The organism is Leisingera coralii (assembly GCF_049056525.1).
Classification (GTDB): Bacteria; Pseudomonadota; Alphaproteobacteria; order Rhodobacterales; family Rhodobacteraceae; genus Leisingera; species Leisingera coralii.
Window position 1 is genome coordinate 92388 of the sequence record NZ_JBHUPT010000034.1, and the last position, 20371, is coordinate 112758.

The following is a 20371-nucleotide window of genomic DNA, read 5'->3' on the forward strand; positions in this document are numbered from 1 at the left end:
CATGATCAGGCCGCAAGGCAGGGTTGACGATATGCCCGTGCCAAGCCAAATCAGCTATGGTACACCCGCAAGGAAGCCAGAGGCCGGAAGGGAAATTCCACGTGAGAGACCTAAAGATCCCGGAGCAGCGCCACCCCGAAAAGGCGCATCGTCCCGACAACGCTCAGCCCAAGAAGCCAAGCTGGATCCGGGTCAAGGCGCCGGGCGGCAAGGGCTATGCCGAAACGCACAAGATCATGCGCGACAACCAGCTGACCACGGTCTGCGAGGAAGCGGGCTGCCCCAACGTCGGCGAATGCTGGAGCCAGGGTCACGCCACCATGATGATCATGGGCGAGATCTGCACCCGCGGCTGCACCTTCTGCAACATTGCCACCGGCCGCCCCGACGCGCTGGACGCGTTTGAGCCGGGCCGGGTTGCCCACGCGGTGCAGAAGCTGGGCCTGAACCATGTGGTGATCACCTCCGTCGACCGAGACGACCTGGAGGATGGCGGCGCCGAGCATTTCGCCCAGACCATCCGCGCCGTGCGCCACCGCAGCCCCAAGACCACGATTGAGATCCTGACGCCCGACTTCATCAAATGCGATGACAGCGCGCTGGAACTGGTGGTCGAGGCCAAGCCCGACGTCTTCAACCACAACCTGGAAACCGTGCCGGGCCTGTACCCTGAGGTCCGCCCGGGCGCGCGCTACTTCCACTCCCTGCGCCTGCTGCAGCGGGTGAAAGAGCTGGATCCGTCGGTCTTCACCAAATCCGGCATCATGGTCGGCCTGGGCGAGGACACGCAGGCGGTGAAACAGGTGATGGACGACATGCGCGCCGCTGACATCGACTTCCTGACCATCGGCCAGTACTTGCAGCCCACGCCCAAGCACCACGCGGTTGACCGTTTCGTGACGCCTGAGGAATTCAAGACCTACGAGAAAGCCGCCTATGGCAAGGGCTTCCTCATGGTCTCGGCGACGCCGCTGACCCGCTCCTCCTACCACGCAGGCGATGACTTTGCCCAATTGCGCGAGGCCCGCAACAAGAAGCTGGGCCTGGCATGACGCCTGAGCGTCTGGCGCAGCTCACCCGGCTGCGCCACGCCCTGCATCAGATCCCCGAAGTCTCCGGCGCCGAGGAAAAGACCGCTGCCATGGTGGCGGGCTACCTGCGCCAGCATCAGCCCGACAAGCTGCTGACCGGTCTCGGCGGCCACGGTATCGCTGCCGTTTATGAGGGCAGGGAAGACGGCCCCACCGTCCTGATCCGCTGCGAGCTGGATGGCTTGCCGATCGAGGAGCTCTCGGATCAGCCCTACCGCTCCACCCACACAGGCCGCGGCCACCTCTGCGGCCACGACGGCCATATGACGATGGTGGCAGCGCTGGCCGAAGACCTCGCTGCCAGCCGTCCTGCCAAGGGCCGCGCCGTGCTGCTGTTCCAGCCCGCCGAGGAAACCGGCAAGGGCGCCGCGGCCGTGATCGCTGATCCCGCATTTGCACAGATCGCCCCGGACTATGCCTTCTCCCTGCACAACCTGCCGGGGCTGCCGGTGGGGCAGGCAGCGCTGTGTACTGGCGCCGCCAACTGCGCGTCCCGCGGAATGCGGATCAAGCTGACCGGCAAAACCTCCCACGCCGCCGCACCGCAGGACGGGGTGTCCCCCGCCGGTGCAATCGCCCTGCTGCTGCCGGGCCTTGCTGCTTTGGGCAGCAGCGGTGATCTGGGACCGGAATTCGCCCTGGTCACCCTGACCCACGCCCGGCTGGGCGAGGCCACCTTCGGCATCGCACCGGGCCAGGCAGAGGTCTGGGCCACCCTGCGCACCGTCACCGACACCCGCATGGAACAGCTGATCACCGCGGCCTCGGGCCTGGTGGAACAGGTCTGCGCGGCAGAGGGGCTGGGGCACTCGATCGAATTCGACGACGTCTTCGACGCCTGCACCAACAATCCGGAGGCGGTTAAGCTGCTGCGCGCAGCGGCAGCGGAGGCGGGCCACCCGGTGCAGATGCGCGGCATGCCCCAGCGCTGGTCCGAGGATTTCGGCCAGTTCGGCAAAACCGCCAAGACTGCGATGTTCTGGCTGGGCTCCGGAGAGAACCAGCCGCAGCTGCACAACCCGGATTACGATTTCCCGGACGCAGCGATCCCGGCCGGGGCCGGGATCTTTCTGCAGACGGTCAGGACCCTGCTGGGCTGACCGTCACTTGGTCAGCGCATCGACCACGGCCACTGCGCCGATGATCGCGAGGGTGCCTTTGACAACCTCAAAGATCTGGTTGTCCTTGCGCACATACTGGTGACCGTCGCGAGGCGGCTTCAGCCCCCAGCGGCCATAGTCATCCACGTAGACCCAGTCGTCACCGCGGATGCGGCCGTCATGGCGGCTGTGATCGTGATCATCGTCATGATCGTGGCTGTGGCGGTGTTTGCGGTGGTGCCGTTTCTTGACCTGGCCGGGGGCGTAATGGGCGGCGCTTTTGCCGTGGCCATGCGCCCATTCCGGCGGCCCTGCGGGGGCCGCTGCGGGGGCAAGGGCGAGGCTCGTGGCAGCCGCTGCGGCCAGCATCAGACTTTTCTGCATTTGCGGATTTCCTGTGAACTCTGCGTTTGGAGTCCAGATGCGCGAGCCGGGCAGAAAAGGCAAATCCGCTGCGCTGAAAAGCGCTGTCCGCCGGCGGAAACCAGCGGACTGGCGCCGGTTCCTGGCAGCGTGCAGGTTCCTGATTTCTGTGGCATTTCTGCACGGAAATAGCGGCAGGCTGCACGGGCGGTGTACAGGAGGTGCACAGGGGGTGCACGCAGGGTGCCCCCAGTTTTCGGGGGGCGGCGGCCTGATCAGCCCTCGTCGGTGAACCGCACCTTGCCGATATGCGGCAGGTTCCGGTTGCGCTGCGCATAGTCGATTCCGTAGCCCACGACAAATTCGTCCGGGATCTCGAAGCCGATCCAGTCGGCCCGGAAATCCACCTCGCGCCGCGACGGCTTGTCCAGGAGCGCGATGGATTTCAGCCGTGCCGGTTCGCGGCTCTTCAGCAGGTTCACCACGTGGTTCAGCGTGTGGCCGGTGTCGACGATATCCTCTACCACCAGCACGTCGCGCCCTTCAATGGCGCCGCGCAAGTCCTTGAGAATACGTACTTCCCGGCTGCTTTCCATCGCGTCCCCGTATGAGGAGGCCTCCAGGAAGTCGACTTCGATCGGCAGGTCCAGTTCCCGCACCAGATCGGCGATGAACACGAAACTGCCGCGCAGCAGGCCAACCACGACCACCTTGTCTGTGCCTTCGAATTCACGGTGAATTTCCGCGCAAAGCTCCTCGATCCGCGCTGCAATCGCCTTGGCCGAGATCATCACATCAATGACATATGGACGCTGTGACATGGCTGCCCCCTTGAATTTCCCGCGCGTACATAGGACATGACGCCCGGTAATTGTAGCAGAAAATCAGCGGACAGATGCCCACACACTCGGAAACCCGCCAGATGCCCTATTCGGCACAGCAGATGTACGATCTGGTGGCCGACGTCGCGCGATACCCCAAGTTCCTGCCCTGGTGCGCTGCCGCCCGCATCCGCAGCCGGGCGCCGCTGGGTGAGGCCGAGGTGATGGAGGCGGATCTGGTGATCTCCTTCAAGGTCTTCCGCGAGCGGTTCGGCAGCCGGGTAACCCTTTATCCAGGCGAGAGAAAAATCGATACTGAGTATCTCGATGGCCCGTTCCGCTACATGAAGTCCCACTGGATTTTCACCCCGCGCGAGGACGGCACCTGCGACGTGTCCTTCTTTGTCGATTTCGAGTTCAAGAACGCGGTGCTGCAGGGCATCATCGGGGTAGTCTTCAACGAAGCGATGCAGCGCATCGTGCGTGCATTCGAACGCCGCGCGGCGGAGCTGTACGGGTAAGCTCCGGCAGGCCGGAAACCAGTTGACTTAAAGCTGGCTTCAAGTCGTATCACCGCGGGGCTTTTGATTTTTCCAACGGAAGGAACCCCCGGAATGGAGCAGGATTTCTGGCAGGCGCGCTGGCGCGAGAACCGTATCGGCTTTCACGAAGCGGCGCCCAACACATTGCTGACTAAACACTTTTCCCGGCTCGGACTAAAGGCCGGGCAGTCCGTCTTTGTGCCGCTCTGCGGCAAGGCGCTGGATCTGGACTGGCTGGTTTCTAAGGGCCTGCGCGTGACTGGCGTCGAGTTCAATCAGGGCGCGGTGGAAGAAGTGTTTGCCCGCCAGGGGCTGGAGCCGGAGGTGGTGCAGACAGGCGCGCTCACACGGTATCAGGCAGGGGAGCTGACGCTTTATGCGGGGGATTTCTTTGCCCTGGCTTCAGCGCATCTGGGACCGGTGAACGCGGTCTATGACCGTGCTGCGCTTGTCGCTGTAAAGCCCGAAGGCAGAACGGCTTACGCCGCACATCTGAACCGGATCACGGGCAATGCCAGGCAGCTCCTGATCGGGTTCGATTATGACCAGTCCCTGATGGACGGGCCGCCGTTTTCGGTGCCGCAATCAGCCGTGCAGGCGCTGTATCAGGACAGCCATGACATCACCCTGATCGAAGAGCGCGCCGCTGGGGGCCGGGTCGGCGAACGCTGCAACGCGCTGGAACAGGCCTGGCTGCTAACGCCCTCGACCTGAAACGAAAACGGGTCCCCGAAGGAACCCGTCCGGCGCCGGAATTGCGCCCTCTGCCGTGAGTGGTGGCATTTGCCGCAGCCGGGATCAGCTGTTCATGTCGTATGCGCGCTCACCGTGAACAGACAGGTCAAGGCCGTTGGTCTCGCTTTCGAGGTCCACGCGCAGGGATGTGATCGCGGCGGCGACTTTCACCAGCACGATGGTCACCACCACGGTGAAGATGCCGACGATGACCAGCGCGCCCAGCTGCGCGGCCCAGGCACCGGCGCCGAAGACGGCGATCATGATGGTGCCGAAAATACCGCCGACGCCATGCACCGCAAAGACGTCCAGGGTGTCGTCGATCTGCATCTTGTTGCGGATCAGGTTGACCGCCTCCTGGCACAGCACGCCGGCAACGGCACCGATCATCAGCGCCTCAACGGGGCCGACAAAGCCGGAGGCCGGGGTGATCGAGGCGAGGCCCGCGATGGTGCCGGTCACCAGGCCCACGAGGGAGGCTTTGCCGTATTTGATCTTTTCCCACAGCGCCCAGGAGAGGGAGGCCGTGGCGGCGGAGATGTGGGTCACGGTCAGCGCCAGTGCCGCGCCGCCGTCAGCCGCCAGCTGCGAGCCGCCGTTGAAGCCGAACCAGCCGACCCACAGCATCGCGGCGCCGATCATCACATAGCCGGGATTGTGCGGCGGGATGGTGCGGTTTTTGCGCGGGCCGAGGAAGAAGGCGATGATCAGCGCCGCCAGGCCCGCGGTTTCATGCACCACGATGCCGCCGGCAAAGTCCTTGACGCCCACGTCGCCGAAGATGCCGCCATCGGCCAGGAAGCCGCCGCCCCAGATCCAATGCACCACGGGCGCGTAGCACAGCAGCATCCACAGGCCGGAGAACACCAGGACAAAGCCGAAGCCCACGCGCTCCACATAGGCGCCGACGATCAGCGCGGGCGTGATGATGGCAAAGGTCATCTGGAAGGCAAAGAACAGAACCTCGGGCAGGGTACCCGACAGGCTGTCGGCAGTGACGCCGTTCAGGAACATCTTGTCCAGCCCGCCCCACAGGCCGCTGGTGCCGCTTCCGAAGGCGATTGTGTAGCCGAAGGCCAGCCACAGAACGCTCATCAAACAGGCAATCGCGTAGCAGTGCATGAAGACGCTGAGCACATTCCGGGCACGCACAAGGCCGCCGTAGAACAGGGCCAGCCCTGGCAATGTCATGAAGAGGACCAGGGCCGTGGCCACTATGATCCATGCGGTATCCGCTCCGTTCATCCGTCTGTTCCTTCCCCTTGAGAAAACGGTGGGACAGGAAAAAGCGGAAAGCTTGCGCAGAAAAAAGCGGCAGCAGGTTTGAAAGCGCCCAAAATCGGGGCTTTTTTACAAGTGCCGAAAAAATGGGCGGCGCTGCGGGTCAGCTGCCCGTTTCGCGTTCGATTTGGGAAACCGCCTGTGCCAGCAGCTCCAGCGCGCGGTCGCGGGTGGCGGCGCGGACCTTGTCCCGGCCGATGGCGCCGAATTCCACCGTTTCCGTGAAGAGGTCCTTGCCGGTGCGCGCGAGGCCGAAGCAGACGCGGCCCTCGGGCTTGAACTCCGACCCGCCGGGGCCGGCGATGCCGGTGACGGAAACCGCAAGCGTCACGCCAGCGTTCACCAGCGCGCCTGCGGCCATTTCCGCGGCAACTTCCTCGCTGACCGCACCGGTGGCGTCCAGCGTTTCCGCCGTGACGCCGAGCATCTGCATCTTGGCGGCGTTGGAATAGGTGACAAAGCCCCGGTCCACCACGGCGGAGGAGCCGGGAATATCCGTCAGCGCTGCGGCGATCATGCCGCCGGTGCAGCTCTCGGCGGTGGCGATGGTGATGCCTGCGGCGGTGGCGCGGCGGATGAGCTCTGCCGTGTCCATGCTCAGAACCCCAGCACGCGGTGCGACAGGAAGGCGAGCAGGCCCACCCCGATGGCGGCCATGATGCCGGCGATCACGTCGTCCATCATCACCCCGGTTGCGCCTTTCTGGCGGTCGGCCCAGCCGACGGGGCCAGGCTTCCAGATGTCGAACAGGCGGAACAGCACAAAGGCGGCAATCCAGCCCGGCCACAGGGCGGTGATCTCGATATCATGCGCCCAGGCCGGATAGGAGACGGCCCAGAGCGCGGTGAACTGGCCTGCGACTTCGTCCAGGACGAATTCCGACGGGTCCATATTCTCGCGGTTGCGGGTCATGGCTTCCGCCGCCCAGACGCCCACGACCATGCAGACCACGGTCGCCAGCGCCAGAAGGAGAAAGCCGCCCAGCTGATGCAGCGCATAGGCCATGGGAAGCGCGGCGAGGGAACCCCAGGTGCCGGGTGCCGGGCGCAGGTAGCCGATGCCGCCGACAGTGCCGATCAGGAGGGCCAGACGCGATGTCTTCATGTCTTCACCAGGGCTGCGGTTGCGATGGCGGCAATGCCCTCGCCGCGGCCGGTGAAGCCGAGGCGCTCGGAGGTAGTGGCCTTGATCGACACCCGGTCTGCGCTGATGCCGAGGATCTCAGCCATGACTTCGCGCATCTTGGCCGCGTGCGGGCCGACCTTGGGGTATTCGCAGACCAGGGTGCAGTCGACGTTCGACAGGGTGAAGCCCATCTCCCGCGCCAGATTGGCGGCGTGGCGCAGGAAGATTTCGCTGGCGGCGCCTTTCCACTGCGGGTCAGAGGGCGGGAAGTGCTGGCCGATGTCGCCCTGCGCCAGCGCGCCATAGATGGCGTCGGTGACGGCGTGCATGCCGACGTCGGCGTCGGAGTGGCCTTGCAGGGTCTTTTCATGCGGGATTTCGACACCGCAGAGGATCACGCTGTCACCGGGGCCGAACCGGTGCACGTCGTAGCCATTGCCAAGCCTGATATCCATGTCTGCTCCCAGTATACGCTCCGCCCGGGCGAAATCCTCGGGGCGGGTGATTTTGATGTTGTCGGGCTCGCCCGGAATGATGCGGACGTCAAGACCTGCAGCGCGCGCCACCTCGACATCATCGGCGGCTCCGCCGGGGTGGGCAAGATGTGCCGCCAGAATGTCCTGAAACCGGAAGCCCTGGGGTGTCTGCGCGGCAAATAGCCCGTTGCGGTCCTGGGTGCCGGTGACGGTGCCATCCGCGCCGGTCCACAGCGCATCGGTGACGGCAAGCGCCGGAGCCGCTGCAGGCCCTTCGTCCAAGGCGCTGATGATATTGCGGATCAGAGCGGTGCTGACACAGGGGCGGGCGGCATCATGGATCAGCACCTTGGTCACGTCTTGGTGATCAAGTGCCTTCAGCCCGTTCAGGACCGAGGCTGCGCGTTCGCTGCCGCCCTCGGCGAGGATCAGGCCGGGCTTGCCGGAGAACTCCTCCCAGGCCTGATGGTCGTCCGCCGAGAGAACCAGAACGGTGAGGCCGACGCCTGCCTTATCAAAGGCTTCCAGCGTCCAGTCGATCACCCGGCGGTGTTTCAGCGGGCGCCATTGCTTGGGCGTGCCGCCGCCTGCGCGGGTGCCGCGTCCGGCGGCGACGATCAAGGCGGCTGTGGTCATGAAAGCCTCGTTGCAAATCCGGCCTTTGTTTATGAGGTGGCGCAAGGATAGGCAATCACCTGGCGGAATGTGCCTAATAATTAGGCAAATGAGGGCTGACTGTGCCTTGCAGAGGGCGGTTTCATTGCTGCATAGCAGGGACTTCGTATAAATACGCTTCAGTTGCACAAGGATTAGGCAGTTGTCCTTCACGCTTGGAACCACCTCCATGTCTCCGCCGATTGCATTGGCGCCGATGGCCGGAATCACCGACCGCCCGTTCCGGGATCTGGTCCGCTCCTTCGGAGTGGGGCTGATGGTGAGCGAGATGGTGGCGAGCCAGGAGATGGTGCAGGCCAAGCCTGGGGTGCGCGAGCGCGCCGAGCTGAGCGCCGATGTGGAGAATACCGCGGTGCAGCTGGCAGGGCGCGACGAGTACTGGATTTCGGAAGCTGCGAAACATGTTGCAGGGCAGGGCGCGCGGATCATCGACATCAACATGGGCTGCCCGGCCAAGAAAGTGACCAATGGCTATTCCGGCTCAGCCTTGCTGAAAACGCCGGATCACGCGCTGAAGCTGATTGAGGCCGTTGTGGATGCCGTAGATGTGCCAGTTACGTTGAAGACGCGGCTGGGCTGGGATGACAACTGCCTGAATGCCCCGGATGTGGCCCGCCGCGCCTGCGAGGCCGGGGTGCAGATGGTGACGATCCACGGGCGCACCCGCTGCCAGTTCTACAAAGGCTCCGCCGATTGGGCGGCAATCCGGGCGGTGAAGGACGCGGTGAATGTGCCGCTGCTGGCCAATGGCGACATCGTTGATACCGCGACTGCGCGGCAGGCGCTGGAACTCTCGGGCGCCGATGGCGTGATGATCGGGCGCGGCGCCGAGGGCAAGCCCTGGCTGCTGGCTGAGGTGGCGCATCACCTGTGGGGCACCCCGGCGCCGGAGATCCCGGAAGGGGATGGATTTATCGAAATGGTTTCAGAACATTACCGGGCAATGCTCGGCTTTTACGGGCAGGATCTGGGGGTGCGCGTCGCGCGCAAGCATCTGGGCTGGTACATGGATGAGGCCGGAACCGGGCCGACGATGCGCCGGGCGGTGCTGACGGAGAAAGACCCGGCCGAGGTCCTGGCCCTGCTGCCGGAGGCGCTGAGCGCGCAGAACGCGGAGGCCGCCGCATGATGGACAGCGCCGCCCTCTGGGCCTCCTTGCCGGTGCCCGCGTTCCTGATCGACGCCTGGGACAATATCGCGGATGTGAATGCGGCCGGAGAGGGGTTTCTCAACACCTCCCGCAAGGCGCTGCTGGGGCAGCCGGTCTGGGACACGCTGGCGATTGACGCGCCGATCGAGGACGCCTTTGCCCGTGCCCGGGTGCAGGGCACGCCGCTGTTCGTGAATGACATCGACGTCGGCTCTGGCAGCCGGGCGCCGCTGCAGTGCGGGGTGCAGATTGCGTCGCTGCAGGGGCAGGAAGGGGTGATGCTGCTGATGGTCACCCCGCGGGAGCTGGCCGGTCGGATGACCCAGACCCATTCCGCCAAATCCGCCGCGGCCTCTGCCATCGGCATGGCGGAAATGCTGGCGCATGAAATCAAGAACCCGCTGGCCGGCATCACCGGCGCGGCGCAGCTCCTCAGCATGAATCTGGGGCCGGAAGATCTGGAGCTGACCGACCTGATCGTCAGCGAGAGCCGCCGCATCGTGAAGCTGCTGGAGCAGGTTGAGCAGTTCGGCAACCTGACCGAACCGGAGTTCAATCCGGTGAACCTGCATGACGTGCTCGACCGGGCGCGCCGCTCGGCGCTGCTGGGGTTTGGCGCCCATATGACCATCACCGAGGAATACGACCCCTCGCTGCCGATGGCTTGGGGCGACGCGGACCAGCTGCTGCAGGTGGTGCTGAACCTGCTCAAGAACGCCTCGGAAGCGGCTGATCCCAAGGGCGGGCATATCCATATCCGCACCTTTTATGAACATTCCTTCCGGCTGCGCCGCAGTGACGGGACCGGCAAGCTGCTGCCCTTGCAGATCGAGATTATCGACGACGGGCCGGGGCTGCCGGAGAAGATCAGGGATGATATTTTCGACCCGTTTGTATCGGGCCGGGAGAATGGCACCGGGCTGGGCCTTGCTTTGGTGAGCAAGATCGTCTCGGAGCATAATGGCTGGATTTCGGTGAGCTCGGTTCCCGGGCGCACGGTGTTCCGGCTGTCGCTGTCGCGCGTGCCGCGTGACGGGAAACCGCAGGAGAGCTGAACCATGGACGGCACCGTTCTGGTCGCTGATGACGACCGCACCATCCGCACTGTTTTGACCCAGGCGCTGACCCGCGCGGGCTGCAAGGTGCATGCGACCTCTTCGCTGACCACGCTGATGCGCTGGGTGGGCGAGGGCAAGGGCGATGTCGTGATTTCGGACGTGATGATGCCGGACGGGAACGGGCTGGAGATGCTGCCCAAGATCCAGGCCGACCGTCCCGGGCTGCCGGTGATCGTGATCTCGGCGCAGAACACCATCATGACGGCGATCAAGGCGGAAGAGGCTGATGCCTATGATTATCTGCCCAAGCCTTTTGACCTGCCGGAGCTGATGAAGCGCACAGCCAAGGCGCTGGCGGCCAAGCGGGTGGCGCCGGCGGCACCGAAAGGCGAGGCGCAGGAGCGTCCGGAGGAGCTGCCGCTGATTGGCCGCAGCGAGGTAATGCAGACGCTGTATCGGCTGATAGCACGGGTGATGAACACCGATCTGCCGCTCTTGATCACTGGTGAAAGCGGCACGGGCAAGTCCCTGATTGCGCAGGCAATCCACGATTTCTCCGACCGCCGGACCCTGCCATTTGTGCATGCGGATGCCGCCAGTCTGATCGAGCTGGAAGGCCCGGCGCGGCTGCTGGCCCAGGCCAAGGGCGGCACGCTGGTGATTGATGAACTGGCCGACCTGCCGGAAGAGGCGCAGGCGCGGCTGGTAAGGATGATGGACAGCCCCGGCGATCATGCGCCGCGCTTCATCGCCTCCAGCCAGAAGGATCTGGCGGCGGCAATGGATGCCGGCGAACTGCGCCAGGACCTGTATTACCGGATCTGCGGCACCGCGCTGCATGTGCCGGCCCTGCGCGAGCGGGTCGAGGATATCCCGCTGCTGTCGGAGCATTTCCTGATCCGGGCCGAGAATGAGGGCGCGCCGCACCGGGTGCTGAGCGAAGGCGCGCGCGAAGTGCTGCGTCATTTCGCCTGGCCGGGCAATGTGCGGCAGCTGGAAAACGCGGTGCGCCGCCTGGCGCTGACCGCGCGCGGCGAGGAGATCACCCAAGCCGATGCCGCTGCGGTGCTGGGGCCGCAGACCGGGCCGGAGCCTGCGGTGGCCGGGCTCTCCAACGAGAAGCTGTCGGAAGCCGTCGGCCGCCACCTGCAGCGCTATTTCGACCTGCATGGCGACATGCTGCCGCCGCCCGGCCTGTACATGCGGCTGCTGCGCGAGGTGGAGACACCCTTGATCGAAATCGCGCTGGCGGCGACTGGCGGCAACCAGGCAAAATGCGCCGAACTGCTGGGCATCAACCGCAATACCTTGCGTAAGAAGATCACCGATCTTGATATTGAGGTGACACGCCGCCGCAAACTGATGTAATATCGCCACAGAAATGTGGCATTGCCGTAAATTTCCTAGGCAGGGCCACGAGATATGGCGGTGACTCGCAAAGAGTCGCACATCAGAATGAGGGCAGTGGGTGGCGTATAAGTCACATCTGAGGGCGGCATACGGTCCATTTGCGGCCTTTGACCGGTGGCGGCGAACCCGCCGCGCCCGAAATATCGGCACCATCGGCCTTGTCTTGCTGGGGCCGGTGCTGGCCTTGGCAACTTTCCTCATCATCGGTCCTCTGGGGCAGGGCGCCTCGTCCAGATCGCTGCGGCTGATCCTGCTGGCTGATCTGGTCTATATCCTGACCATTGCAGCGCTGGTGATGTCGCAGATCGTGCGGCTGTTTGCGGCGCGGCGGTCGAAATCGGCCGGCTCGCGCCTGCATCTGCGGCTGATCGGCGCTTTTGGCTTTCTTGCGTTGATCCCAACCGTGATTGTTGCCGTGTTTGCCGTGCTGACGGTGAATGTCGGGCTTGAGGGGTGGTTTTCGCAGCGCGTGCGCCAGGTGATCGGCAGCTCACTGGAAGCCGCGGAAGCCTATCAGGCGCAGCAGAAGTGGGACCTGACCGAAGATGCCCAGGCGCTGGCGCGCTATCTGGACAGCAGCCGCGCGCGCAGTTTCTTCATCAACGACGCGGAGCTGCGGCAGGTGCTGGCGCAGCGGCAGCTGCAGATCCAGCGCGGCCTGCGCGAGGCGTACATCGTCGACAGCGGCGGGCAGATCCGGGCCCGCGGCGAACGCTCCTATGAGTTCGATTTCGAAAAGCCGAACAACCGTCAGCTGGAGGTGGCCCGCAAGGAAGGCATGCTGCTGATCGAGGATTGGGACAACAGCGAATTCCGTGCCCTGGTGCAGCTGAACGCCTTTGTCGACCGGTTCCTGTATATCAGCCGGGATGTGGACGGGGAGCTCTTGAACCTGCTCGATGACACCCAGGAAACCGCACACCTCTATCAGCAGCTGGAAAGCGAGCGCGGCCGGGTGCTGTTTGAATTTGCGCTGCTCTATATCGGCTTTGCGGTGATCCTGATCCTGGCGGCGATGTGGCTGGGCATGTGGTTTGCCGAGCGGCTGTCGCGGCCCGTGGGGCGGCTTACGGTTGCGGCGCAGCGGGTGGGTTCCGGCAATCTGGACGTGCAGGTGCCGGTGGACGACGGCGGCGACGAGATTTCCCAGCTGGGACAGTATTTCAACCAGATGACCCGAGAGCTGAAGGCGCAGCACGGCCGTCTGCTGGACAACACCCGGCAGATCGAACGCCGCCGCCGCCTGTTCGACTCGGTGCTGTCGTCGGTGACCTCCGGGGTAGTCGGCCTGGATGCGGACGGGCGGGTGACCTTCGTGAACCGCTCTGCCGAACGGCTGCTGGACTGGCGGGAGGATCAGCAGTCGCTGGCGCTGGCGGTGGCGGTGCCGGAGTTCGGGCCGCTGTTTGCCGAGCTGATCGAGACCGGCGCAGATGTGGTGCAGGAGGAAGTCAAGGTGACCCGCCAGGGGCAGCTTGAAAACCTGCTGGTGCGTATGTCGCCGCGCCGCTCCGGCGAGGGGCGGCTGGAAGGCTATGTGGTGGCCTTTGACGATGTGACCGACCTTGTCAGCGCCCAGCGGATGGCGGCCTGGGGCGATGTGGCCCGCCGCATCGCGCATGAGATCAAGAACCCGCTGACCCCGATCCAGCTGAGCGCGGAGCGGATCAAGCGCAAGTTCGCGCCCAAGCTGGGTGAGGAAAACAGCGATCAGCTGCAGTCGATGACCGATGTGATCGTGCGCCAGACCAATGATCTGCGCAGGATCGTCGATGAATTCTCGAAATTCGCCCGCATGCCGGAACCAGAGCGGCGCGAGGAGGATCTGGCCAAACTGGTGCGGGACGCGGTGATCCTGCAGCAGCAGGGCCAGCCGGGTGTCCGGATCCGGGCGAAGCTGCCCAAGGAGGAAATGCCCTCGGATCTGGATGCAACGATGATTGGCCAGGCGCTGACCAATCTGATCAAGAACGCAGGCGAAGCCATCGAAAGCCTGCAGGCCAAAGGCGCACCGGACGGCCTTGTGCCGCAGATCCGGGTGACGGCCGAAAAGGCGGGCAGCTTCTACGAAGTCCGCATCGCCGACAATGGCATCGGTCTGCCGGAAGACCGGGCGCGGCTGTTTGAGCCTTATGTGACCACGCGGGATGCGGGCACCGGGCTGGGGCTGCCGATCGTCAAGAAAATCATCGAAGAGCACGGGGGCACGCTGACGCTGGAAGATGCCCCGGTTTTCGAGGGACACGCGCATAACGGCGCAATGGCGGTGATCCGCCTGCCTGCCGCGGCCAAAGCGGCGGCGCCTAACAAGAGCACAGTGAAAGCAGGTCTGACATGAGTGACATTCTGATTGTAGATGATGAGCGGGATATCCGTGAGCTGATCTCGGACATCCTGGAGGACGAGGGCTATGCCACGCGCAAGGCCGGCAGCTCTGATGAGTGCATGGCCCGGCTGGAGGAATCCAAGCCCGCGCTGATGATTCTGGATATCTGGCTGAAGGACAGCCAGATGGATGGCATCGACATCCTGAAGACGGTCAAACGCGACACGCCGGACATCCCGGTGGTGATCATCTCCGGCCACGGCAATATCGAAATCGCCGTCGCCGCGATCAAGCAGGGCGCCTATGACTTCATCGAGAAGCCCTTCAACATCGACCAGCTGATGGTGGTGATCCGCCGCGCGATGGAAACCTCGCGCCTGCGCCGGGAAAACTCCGACCTCAAGCGCAAGGAGACCGGCCCGGCGGATATGATCGGCACCTCCGCGTCCTTCCGCACCCTGGTTGGCCAGCTGGACAAGGTGACCAAATCCAACGGCCGGGTGATGCTCACCGGCCCTGCCGGCAGCGGCAAGGAGATTGCGGCGCGTTATATCCACGCAAACTCCAACCGGGCGTCGGCGCCCTTTATCACCGTGAACTGCGCCAGCATTGAGCCCGACCGGATGGAAGACGTGCTGTTCGGCCGCGAGTCTTCCGACCGCGGGGTTGAGCCGGGCCTCTTGGAGCAGGCGCATGGCGGCGTGGTGTTCTTTGACGAGGTGGCGGACATGCCGCTGGGCACCCAGTCCAAGATCCTGCGGGTGCTGGTGGATCAGCAGTTCCAGCGGGTTGGCGGCTCGGACAAGATCCGCGTTGACCTGCGGGTGGTGTCCTCCACCAACAAGGACCTGGATGCGGAGATTGAGGCAGGCACGTTCCGCCAGGAGCTGTATCACCGCCTCAACGTGGTGCCGGTTGCGGTGCCGTCGCTGGCGGACCGGCGCGAGGATATTCCGCTGCTGGCGAACCATTTCATAACGCAGTTCAACGAGGCCCAGGGCCTGCCGCTGCGGGAGCTGACCGAGGAGGCCGTGGCGCTGATGCAGACCATGCCGTGGCCGGGCAACGTGCGCCAGCTCAAGAACCTGGTGGAGCGGGTGCTGATTCTGGGCGACGGCAGCGGACCGATCGAGGCCAAGGACCTGCCGCGCGAAGAGGAGAAGACCGAAGAGGAAGGCCGGGTGGTGCTGTCCGGCGCGCTGGCAACCCTGCCGCTGCGCGAGGCGCGGGAGGCGTTCGAGCGGGAATACCTGCTGACCCAGATCAACCGCTTTGGCGGCAACATCAGCCGCACCGCGTCTTTTGTCGGCATGGAGCGCTCGGCGCTGCACCGCAAGCTCAAGTCGCTGGGGGTGGTGACCTCCAACAAGGCAGGCGCCCGGGTGGCGCATGTGGAAACCGAAGAGGAACAGGCCTGATCAGAGGCCGCCGGTGCGCCCGGGAAGACCGGGCGCAGGCGGGATCAGAACAGGTCCTGGCGGATCGGATTCATCGCGAAATGGATCTGAGCGGCCAGCTGAAGCCGGCTGATCGGATCCTCGGGAACGATGGCGGGCAGGCCTGCCTCCCGCGCCAAATTCTCCAGCTGCATGCGGGATGCCGGGCCGAACTGCCCGTCGATGGAAATGCCGGAACCCAGCTGGCGCAGGATGTACTGCGTGCCAGCGTCCACGTCCTGCTCAGACATGCCCGACAGCAGCTCGCGCGCGGCGGCGCGGGCATCCCGGTCATTCAGCGCCATCGCCTTGCCGGCCCGTGCAGCGGCGGCATGGGCGGGAACCCGGTCTGAAAGCCTGTTCAGGGCAACCCAGGCGCCATTGGCACCGCCCCAGGCATCGCCGCGCGACAGCCCCATGTCATACCATTCCAGCGCCTCGGCCTCATCTCTGCCGGGCAGGTCGCCGCCCATGATCATCCGGCCGATCTCTCCCGGGGCGTGCGGGTGGCCGAGCTGCGCGGCCTCGGCAAACAGCGCCCGGGCTTTTTCCTTGTCGACCGGCTTGCCCGCACCGCCATCGCGGTAGACATAGCCGAGGTTGGCGGTGCCGTAGATGTCGCCGCGGCCCGCGGAGGCTTCCAGGTAGGACAGCCCGCGAGCCGGCTGGGCCAGCTCATCGCCGCTCCACAGGAAGAACACGCCCAGCTCATTCATCGAATAAGTATGGCCCAGCTCCACCGCGCGGCTCAGCAGGTCGAAGCCGCGCTGCTTTTCCTCGGGCGTGCTGCTCTTGCGCAATAGACGCTTGCCGCGGGCGTGCATCGAGAAAGGGTCGCCTGCCTCGATCCCCTTGTCCCACAAGTCAAAGGCCTTGTCCGGGTTGTAGGGGATCGGCACGGTTTCGCGGTCGACATTCGGGGTGACATGCAGATAGGCCACCGCATTATAGGCGCGGACATGGCCCAGTTCGGCAGCTTTTTCAAAGGCTTCATAGGCTTCGATCAGGCGGCCCTGGCCCTGCAGCGCGCGGCCCAGCTGGTAATGCAGCCGGCCCAGTTCCGGCGCGGCCTGCACCGCCTCGCGGCAGGCGGCTTCTGCCGCCTTGAGGTCAATTTCATTGGGGTAGCGGTAGAGGCCAACCCCCTGGAGATCCAGCAGATCCCCGGCTTCGAGGTCGCACTGGCGGGCAATCATTTCCAGGTTCACGGTCACGTCGCGCACCGCGCCCGCCTGCGCCAGCCGCAGGACCATCCGGTCCTTGCGCACCTGGCCGCCGTCCTGCCGCGCGGGCAGTTCCGCCAGTTTGGGCGCATAGCTGAGGCTGAGCGCGCTGCCGTCCCCCGATTGCAGCGAAGTCACACCGGAGGAGGGGGATTCCACTATCGTCACCGTGGTGCCGGCCCGGACATAGGGGCTGATTTCCGGCGCCAGTTCCAGCGAGCGGCCGAGCGGGATCTGCACCGACAGCTGATCCGGCAGCTGGTCCAGGCTGGCCGGTGCGGTTTCGGGTTCTGCCTTGGCGATGTTCAACGACCGTTCCGCCGGGCGCAGGTAGATCTTCTGCATCAGCGTCGAGCTTTCCCAGGGCACCTGGGTGTTGCCGGTTGCGCTGTAGACATCGCCGCGGATCGCAGCGAGCACCGTCATCGCGTCCTCATCCGGGCGGTCGGGGAAGTGGCGCACGACAGAGGCGGTGTAGGGGCTGTTGCCGCCCGGCTCGCCATCCAGCGCGGTTGCGCCGGGGGAGGTCGAGAAGGCGACCAGCGTGTTCAAGGGCGGGCGGAACACGTCGAAGCCCTCGCGGGCCTCATAGAGCTGGGCCCCGACCTCGGCGTTGAGCTTGACGTTGGGCACCGGATTGTCGCGGCAGGAATCCAGCATCAGGATCTGGCTGCCCGCCTTGCCGCCGAGAATGGCTGATATCCGGTCCAAGGTGACCGACTGGAAGGGAAGGTCGTGAATGCCCGACAGCTCCGCATCGCTGGTCAGCAGGTAGTTGCGCCGGCCCAGCTGGATACCGTGGCCCGCGTAGTAAAAGAACACCTGGCTGCCGTCTCGGATGTTGAGGGCGGCCTGGCGCAGCAGCGCCTCAAACCCGCGCTTGTCCAGGTCATAGCCTTCAAAGACGGTATAGCCAAAGGACCTGAGCATCTGCGCCATCGCCTTGGCGTCATTGCGGGTATTGGTCAGGTCGGTGACGTGGTCATAGTCCTGGATGCCGATCACGATGGCGGTTTCGGGTGCAGCCGATCCTTCGCTGGCTTCATAGGCGGCCTGTAAGGGGGCCGCGGGCAGCAGCGCTGTGCAGGCCAAAACCGTGGCTGCGGGGGAGAGAGGTCTGGAAGGCAGGGCTGTCATGGCGCTGTCCGGGGTTAACCCCAGCCTCCGCCGCCTCCGGAGCCGCCGCCTCCGCCGCCAGCACCTCCGCCGCCTCCGCCGCCTCCGCCTCCGCCGCCTCCGGCTCCAGCACCGCCGCCGCCGGGCGGCCCGACCGGTTCAGGTGCCGGGGCGGGCGCTTGTGCCGGAGCGGGTGCCGGAGCCGGGGCGCGGTATGTCGTGGGAGCGCTGTATGTCGCGGGGGCAGGCGCCGGAGCGGTTGTGGAAGTCGGGGGCGGGGCAATGGGCGCTGTCGGCTCGCAGGCTGCTGTGACAGCGGCCAAGGGCAGCGCGGCAAACAGGAAATGCATCCGCATCGGGTACCTTTCTCTTTGAAAATACTGGTCAACAAACAATCCGGTAAACAGCTTACTTGATCCGGCGCTGCAAATCAAAGTTAACCCGCGGGCGTTCCCCTGCCATAACCCGGGCCGGGGCTGCAGGCTCAGCCGCGGGGACGAATGATGACGCTGCCATCCCGGTTGCGCTGCGCGCATGCGGCCTCGGTCAACGGTGCCAGCCGCGGACCCGGCGCGGCCGCCGCATTGCGCTGGGTGCAGCGTTTCAGGGCGATCTGCTGATAGCCCTTGGCGGCCATGCAGGATTTTTCAAGCCGCCGGCGCAGCGGCTTGTTCACATCCACAGTGTAGATGCCGCCGTCAACCCAATAGCCGGGGTGGTAATAGCAGTCGCCGCCATGGCAGACCTTGCGGCCAGGGTAGAAGACGGGCGGGCGCTGGCGGATTTCATTGGCAACCGGCGCGTCTTTCAGTGCCTGGGTCTGGCAGCGGAGTTCATCCGACTGCAGGCGGGCCACTTCCGCGCCCTGCCTGTAGTAGACCGGTACCGGACCGCAGGCTGCCGTGCCCAGCAGCAGGGCAAGGCCCGCCAGGATCATGAGATCGCCGCGCATAAGGAAAGAATGGCTGCAATCAGAGGAAGTTACAATTAAATTGACCGTGAAAGCGGGTTCTGTCATTCACTTCGGGCGAAACTCCGCCCGAACATCCGTCAAGGGATACGCATATGAAGGTCATTATCTGCGGCGCGGGCCAGGTCGGCTGGCAGATCGCCCGGCACCTGTCCGGCGAGCACAATGACGTGACGGTTGTTGACAACAACGCAGAGCTGGTGCGCCGGGCCACCGATACGCTGGACGTGCAGGGGATTCACGGCTTCGCCTCCTACCCGGACGTGCTGGAGCGGGCCGGGGCGCGGGACGCCGACATGATCATTGCCGCCACCCACTCGGACGAGGTCAACATGGTGACCTGCCAGGTGGCGCATTCGGTGTTCAAGGTGCAGCGCAAGATCGCCCGCCTGCGGGCCAAAAGCTATCTGACCGCAATCTATTCCGACCTCTATCAGCGCGAGCATCTGCCGATCGACGTGGTGATCAGCCCGGAGCGCGAGGTGGCGGCGGCGGCGATGCAGCGGCTGTCGGCGCCGGCGGCCTTTGATACCGAGACCTTCATGGGCGGGATGGCGCAGCTTCTGGGCATCCAGATCGACGCCGATTGCCCGGTGGTGAACACGCCGCTGCGGCAGCTGACAGACCTGTTCTCGACACTGCGGGCGATTGTGGTCGGGGTGCGCCGCGACGGCACCCTGTTTGCGCCGGAGCCGGGCGATCAGCTGTTTGTCGGCGACAGCTGCTATGTGTTCTGCCACGTGGATGACGTGCCCCGCACCATCGAAGTGTTCGGCAAGCACGAGAAACGCCAGGACCGGGTGGTCGTGGTCGGCGGCGGCAATGTGGGGCTGGAGGTGGCCAAGGCGCTGGAGAGCAGCACCGCGCGGATCCGCGCCAAGGTGATCGAACGCGACCGCAAATGCGCGGAACGGGCGGCGGAAGAGCTGGAGCGCACCATCGTGCTGAACGGCGACGGCCTGGACCGGTCGCTGATGATCGAGGCGGGCATCGACAAGGCGGATGCGATGCTGGCGGTCACCGATGACGACAAGACCAATATGCTGGCCGCAGTGCGAGCCAAGGCCGAGGGCTGCCCGCTGGCGATTGCGCTGATCAACGACCCGACCCTGGTGCCGCTGCTGCCGCACCTCGGGATCGACGCCTATATCAACCCGCGCTCCACCACCGTGAGCTCGATCCTGCGCCACATCCGTTACGGCCGGGTGCGGCAGGTCTACTCGCTGGGGGATGCCGAGGCTGAGATGATCGAGGCGGAGGTGCTGTCCACGTCGCCGATCACCGGGCAGATGATCCGGGAAACGGACTTCCCCGAAGGCGTTCTGGTTGGCGGGGTGCTGAAGAACGGCGAAATGCTGCGCCCTTCGGGGGAGTTGCGGATCGAGGAGGGCGATGTGATCGCTCTGTTTGCGATGGCGGATGACGTGCCGGAGGTCGAACGCCTGCTGCAGGTGTCGATCGACTATTTCTAAG

18 protein-coding genes are annotated in these 20371 nt (G+C 65.0%); 10 read left to right on the plus strand and 8 right to left on the minus strand.

The features are described 5' to 3' along the window. The first annotated feature begins 101 nt into the window (after positions 1–101). A complete protein-coding gene (lipA, locus tag ACFMBG_RS12885; protein WP_421055100.1) occupies positions 102–1052 on the plus strand; it encodes a lipoyl synthase in 951 nt (316 codons plus the stop codon). Next, complete coding sequence (locus tag ACFMBG_RS12890) at positions 1049–2191, plus strand: amidohydrolase (protein WP_421055101.1); 1143 nt, start codon at positions 1049–1051, stop codon at positions 2189–2191. The genes lipA and ACFMBG_RS12890 overlap by 4 nt, the downstream gene beginning before the upstream one ends. A gap of 3 nt (positions 2192–2194) precedes the next feature. Here the strand turns inward: ACFMBG_RS12890 and ACFMBG_RS12895 are convergent, their stop codons facing one another. Then, positions 2195–2575: a hypothetical protein gene (locus ACFMBG_RS12895; protein ID WP_421055102.1), complete on the minus strand. Its 381-nt coding sequence runs from the start codon at positions 2573–2575 to the stop codon at positions 2195–2197. Between the two features lie 254 nt (positions 2576–2829). After that, positions 2830–3375: a hypoxanthine phosphoribosyltransferase gene (gene hpt / locus ACFMBG_RS12900; RefSeq protein WP_421055103.1), complete on the minus strand. Its 546-nt coding sequence runs from the start codon at positions 3373–3375 to the stop codon at positions 2830–2832. A 74-nt stretch (positions 3376–3449) separates the two neighbouring features. On the opposite strand from hpt, the gene ACFMBG_RS12905 reads away from it, so the two are divergent. Continuing rightward, positions 3450–3896: a type II toxin-antitoxin system RatA family toxin gene (locus ACFMBG_RS12905; protein WP_421055104.1), complete on the plus strand. Its 447-nt coding sequence runs from the start codon at positions 3450–3452 to the stop codon at positions 3894–3896. A gap of 93 nt (positions 3897–3989) precedes the next feature. Next, positions 3990–4631, plus strand: coding sequence for a thiopurine S-methyltransferase (gene tmpT, locus ACFMBG_RS12910; RefSeq protein WP_421055105.1), 642 nt, complete (start codon positions 3990–3992; stop codon positions 4629–4631). An 84-nt stretch (positions 4632–4715) separates the two neighbouring features. Here the strand turns inward: tmpT and ACFMBG_RS12915 are convergent, their stop codons facing one another. The 4 genes from ACFMBG_RS12915 to ACFMBG_RS12930 form a co-directional block, all read right to left on the minus strand. Beyond that, positions 4716–5897: an ammonium transporter gene (locus ACFMBG_RS12915; RefSeq protein WP_421055106.1), complete on the minus strand. Its 1182-nt coding sequence runs from the start codon at positions 5895–5897 to the stop codon at positions 4716–4718. A gap of 139 nt (positions 5898–6036) precedes the next feature. After that, positions 6037–6528, minus strand: coding sequence for a CinA family protein (locus ACFMBG_RS12920; RefSeq protein WP_421055107.1), 492 nt, complete (start codon positions 6526–6528; stop codon positions 6037–6039). A 2-nt stretch (positions 6529–6530) separates the two neighbouring features. Further along, entirely contained in the window at positions 6531–7037 is a 507-nt protein-coding gene (locus ACFMBG_RS12925; RefSeq protein ID WP_421055108.1) for a phosphatidylglycerophosphatase A family protein, read from the minus strand. After that, positions 7034–8170: a bifunctional 2-C-methyl-D-erythritol 4-phosphate cytidylyltransferase/2-C-methyl-D-erythritol 2,4-cyclodiphosphate synthase gene (locus tag ACFMBG_RS12930; protein ID WP_421055109.1), complete on the minus strand. Its 1137-nt coding sequence runs from the start codon at positions 8168–8170 to the stop codon at positions 7034–7036. Before ACFMBG_RS12930 ends, ACFMBG_RS12925 begins: the two co-directional genes overlap by 4 nt. 181 nt (positions 8171–8351) lie before the next feature. Here ACFMBG_RS12930 and dusB point away from each other — a divergent pair, with 181 nt between their 5' ends. From dusB to ntrX, 5 genes are all read left to right on the plus strand, one after another. After that, positions 8352–9338, plus strand: a complete 987-nt coding sequence (dusB, locus tag ACFMBG_RS12935; protein ID WP_421055110.1) for a tRNA dihydrouridine synthase DusB — start codon at positions 8352–8354, stop codon at positions 9336–9338. Continuing rightward, complete coding sequence (locus ACFMBG_RS12940) at positions 9335–10414, plus strand: two-component system sensor histidine kinase NtrB (RefSeq protein WP_421055111.1); 1080 nt, start codon at positions 9335–9337, stop codon at positions 10412–10414. The genes dusB and ACFMBG_RS12940 overlap by 4 nt, the downstream gene beginning before the upstream one ends. A gap of 3 nt (positions 10415–10417) precedes the next feature. After that, entirely contained in the window at positions 10418–11785 is a 1368-nt protein-coding gene (locus ACFMBG_RS12945) for a response regulator (RefSeq protein WP_421055112.1), read from the plus strand. A 100-nt stretch (positions 11786–11885) separates the two neighbouring features. Beyond that, complete coding sequence (locus ACFMBG_RS12950; protein WP_421055113.1) at positions 11886–14165, plus strand: sensor histidine kinase NtrY-like; 2280 nt, start codon at positions 11886–11888, stop codon at positions 14163–14165. Beyond that, entirely contained in the window at positions 14162–15571 is a 1410-nt protein-coding gene (ntrX, locus tag ACFMBG_RS12955; protein WP_421055114.1) for a nitrogen assimilation response regulator NtrX, read from the plus strand. Before ACFMBG_RS12950 ends, ntrX begins: the two co-directional genes overlap by 4 nt. 44 nt (positions 15572–15615) lie before the next feature. Here the strand turns inward: ntrX and ACFMBG_RS12960 are convergent, their stop codons facing one another. Together ACFMBG_RS12960 and ACFMBG_RS12965 are read right to left on the minus strand one after the other, a co-directional pair. After that, a complete protein-coding gene (locus tag ACFMBG_RS12960; RefSeq protein WP_421055115.1) occupies positions 15616–17949 on the minus strand; it encodes a caspase family protein in 2334 nt (777 codons plus the stop codon). Positions 17950–18412: 463 nt separating this feature from the next. Beyond that, the gene (locus ACFMBG_RS12965; protein WP_421055116.1) at positions 18413–18880 is read right to left on the minus strand and encodes a hypothetical protein; all 468 of its coding nucleotides are present in this window, start codon (positions 18878–18880) and stop codon (positions 18413–18415) included. Between the two features lie 113 nt (positions 18881–18993). Here ACFMBG_RS12965 and trkA point away from each other — a divergent pair, with 113 nt between their 5' ends. Continuing rightward, positions 18994–20370: a Trk system potassium transporter TrkA gene (gene trkA / locus ACFMBG_RS12970; protein ID WP_421055117.1), complete on the plus strand. Its 1377-nt coding sequence runs from the start codon at positions 18994–18996 to the stop codon at positions 20368–20370. The last annotated feature ends 1 nt before the right edge of the window (position 20371 follow it).

Excerpts from the sequence above, each read along its gene's own strand:
- trkA (WP_421055117.1), top strand. The coding sequence starts at position 18,994 with ATGAAGGTCATTATCTGCGGCGCGGGCCAGGTCGGCTGGCAGATCGCC.
- hpt (WP_421055103.1), bottom strand. The coding sequence starts at position 3,375 with ATGTCACAGCGTCCATATGTCATTGATGTGATGATCTCGGCCAAGGCG.
- ACFMBG_RS12920 (WP_421055107.1), bottom strand. The coding sequence starts at position 6,528 with ATGGACACGGCAGAGCTCATCCGCCGCGCCACCGCCGCAGGCATCACC.
- ACFMBG_RS12895 (WP_421055102.1), bottom strand. The coding sequence starts at position 2,575 with ATGCAGAAAAGTCTGATGCTGGCCGCAGCGGCTGCCACGAGCCTCGCC.
- tmpT (WP_421055105.1), top strand. The coding sequence starts at position 3,990 with ATGGAGCAGGATTTCTGGCAGGCGCGCTGGCGCGAGAACCGTATCGGC.
- ACFMBG_RS12965 (WP_421055116.1), bottom strand. The coding sequence starts at position 18,880 with ATGCGCGGCGATCTCATGATCCTGGCGGGCCTTGCCCTGCTGCTGGGC.
- ACFMBG_RS12940 (WP_421055111.1), top strand. The coding sequence starts at position 9,335 with ATGATGGACAGCGCCGCCCTCTGGGCCTCCTTGCCGGTGCCCGCGTTC.
- ACFMBG_RS12960 (WP_421055115.1), bottom strand. The coding sequence starts at position 17,949 with ATGACAGCCCTGCCTTCCAGACCTCTCTCCCCCGCAGCCACGGTTTTG.
- ACFMBG_RS12945 (WP_421055112.1), top strand. The coding sequence starts at position 10,418 with ATGGACGGCACCGTTCTGGTCGCTGATGACGACCGCACCATCCGCACT.
- ntrX (WP_421055114.1), top strand. The coding sequence starts at position 14,162 with ATGAGTGACATTCTGATTGTAGATGATGAGCGGGATATCCGTGAGCTG.
- ACFMBG_RS12925 (WP_421055108.1), bottom strand. The coding sequence starts at position 7,037 with ATGAAGACATCGCGTCTGGCCCTCCTGATCGGCACTGTCGGCGGCATC.
- ACFMBG_RS12930 (WP_421055109.1), bottom strand. The coding sequence starts at position 8,170 with ATGACCACAGCCGCCTTGATCGTCGCCGCCGGACGCGGCACCCGCGCA.
- ACFMBG_RS12890 (WP_421055101.1), top strand. The coding sequence starts at position 1,049 with ATGACGCCTGAGCGTCTGGCGCAGCTCACCCGGCTGCGCCACGCCCTG.
- ACFMBG_RS12905 (WP_421055104.1), top strand. The coding sequence starts at position 3,450 with ATGCCCACACACTCGGAAACCCGCCAGATGCCCTATTCGGCACAGCAG.
- ACFMBG_RS12915 (WP_421055106.1), bottom strand. The coding sequence starts at position 5,897 with ATGAACGGAGCGGATACCGCATGGATCATAGTGGCCACGGCCCTGGTC.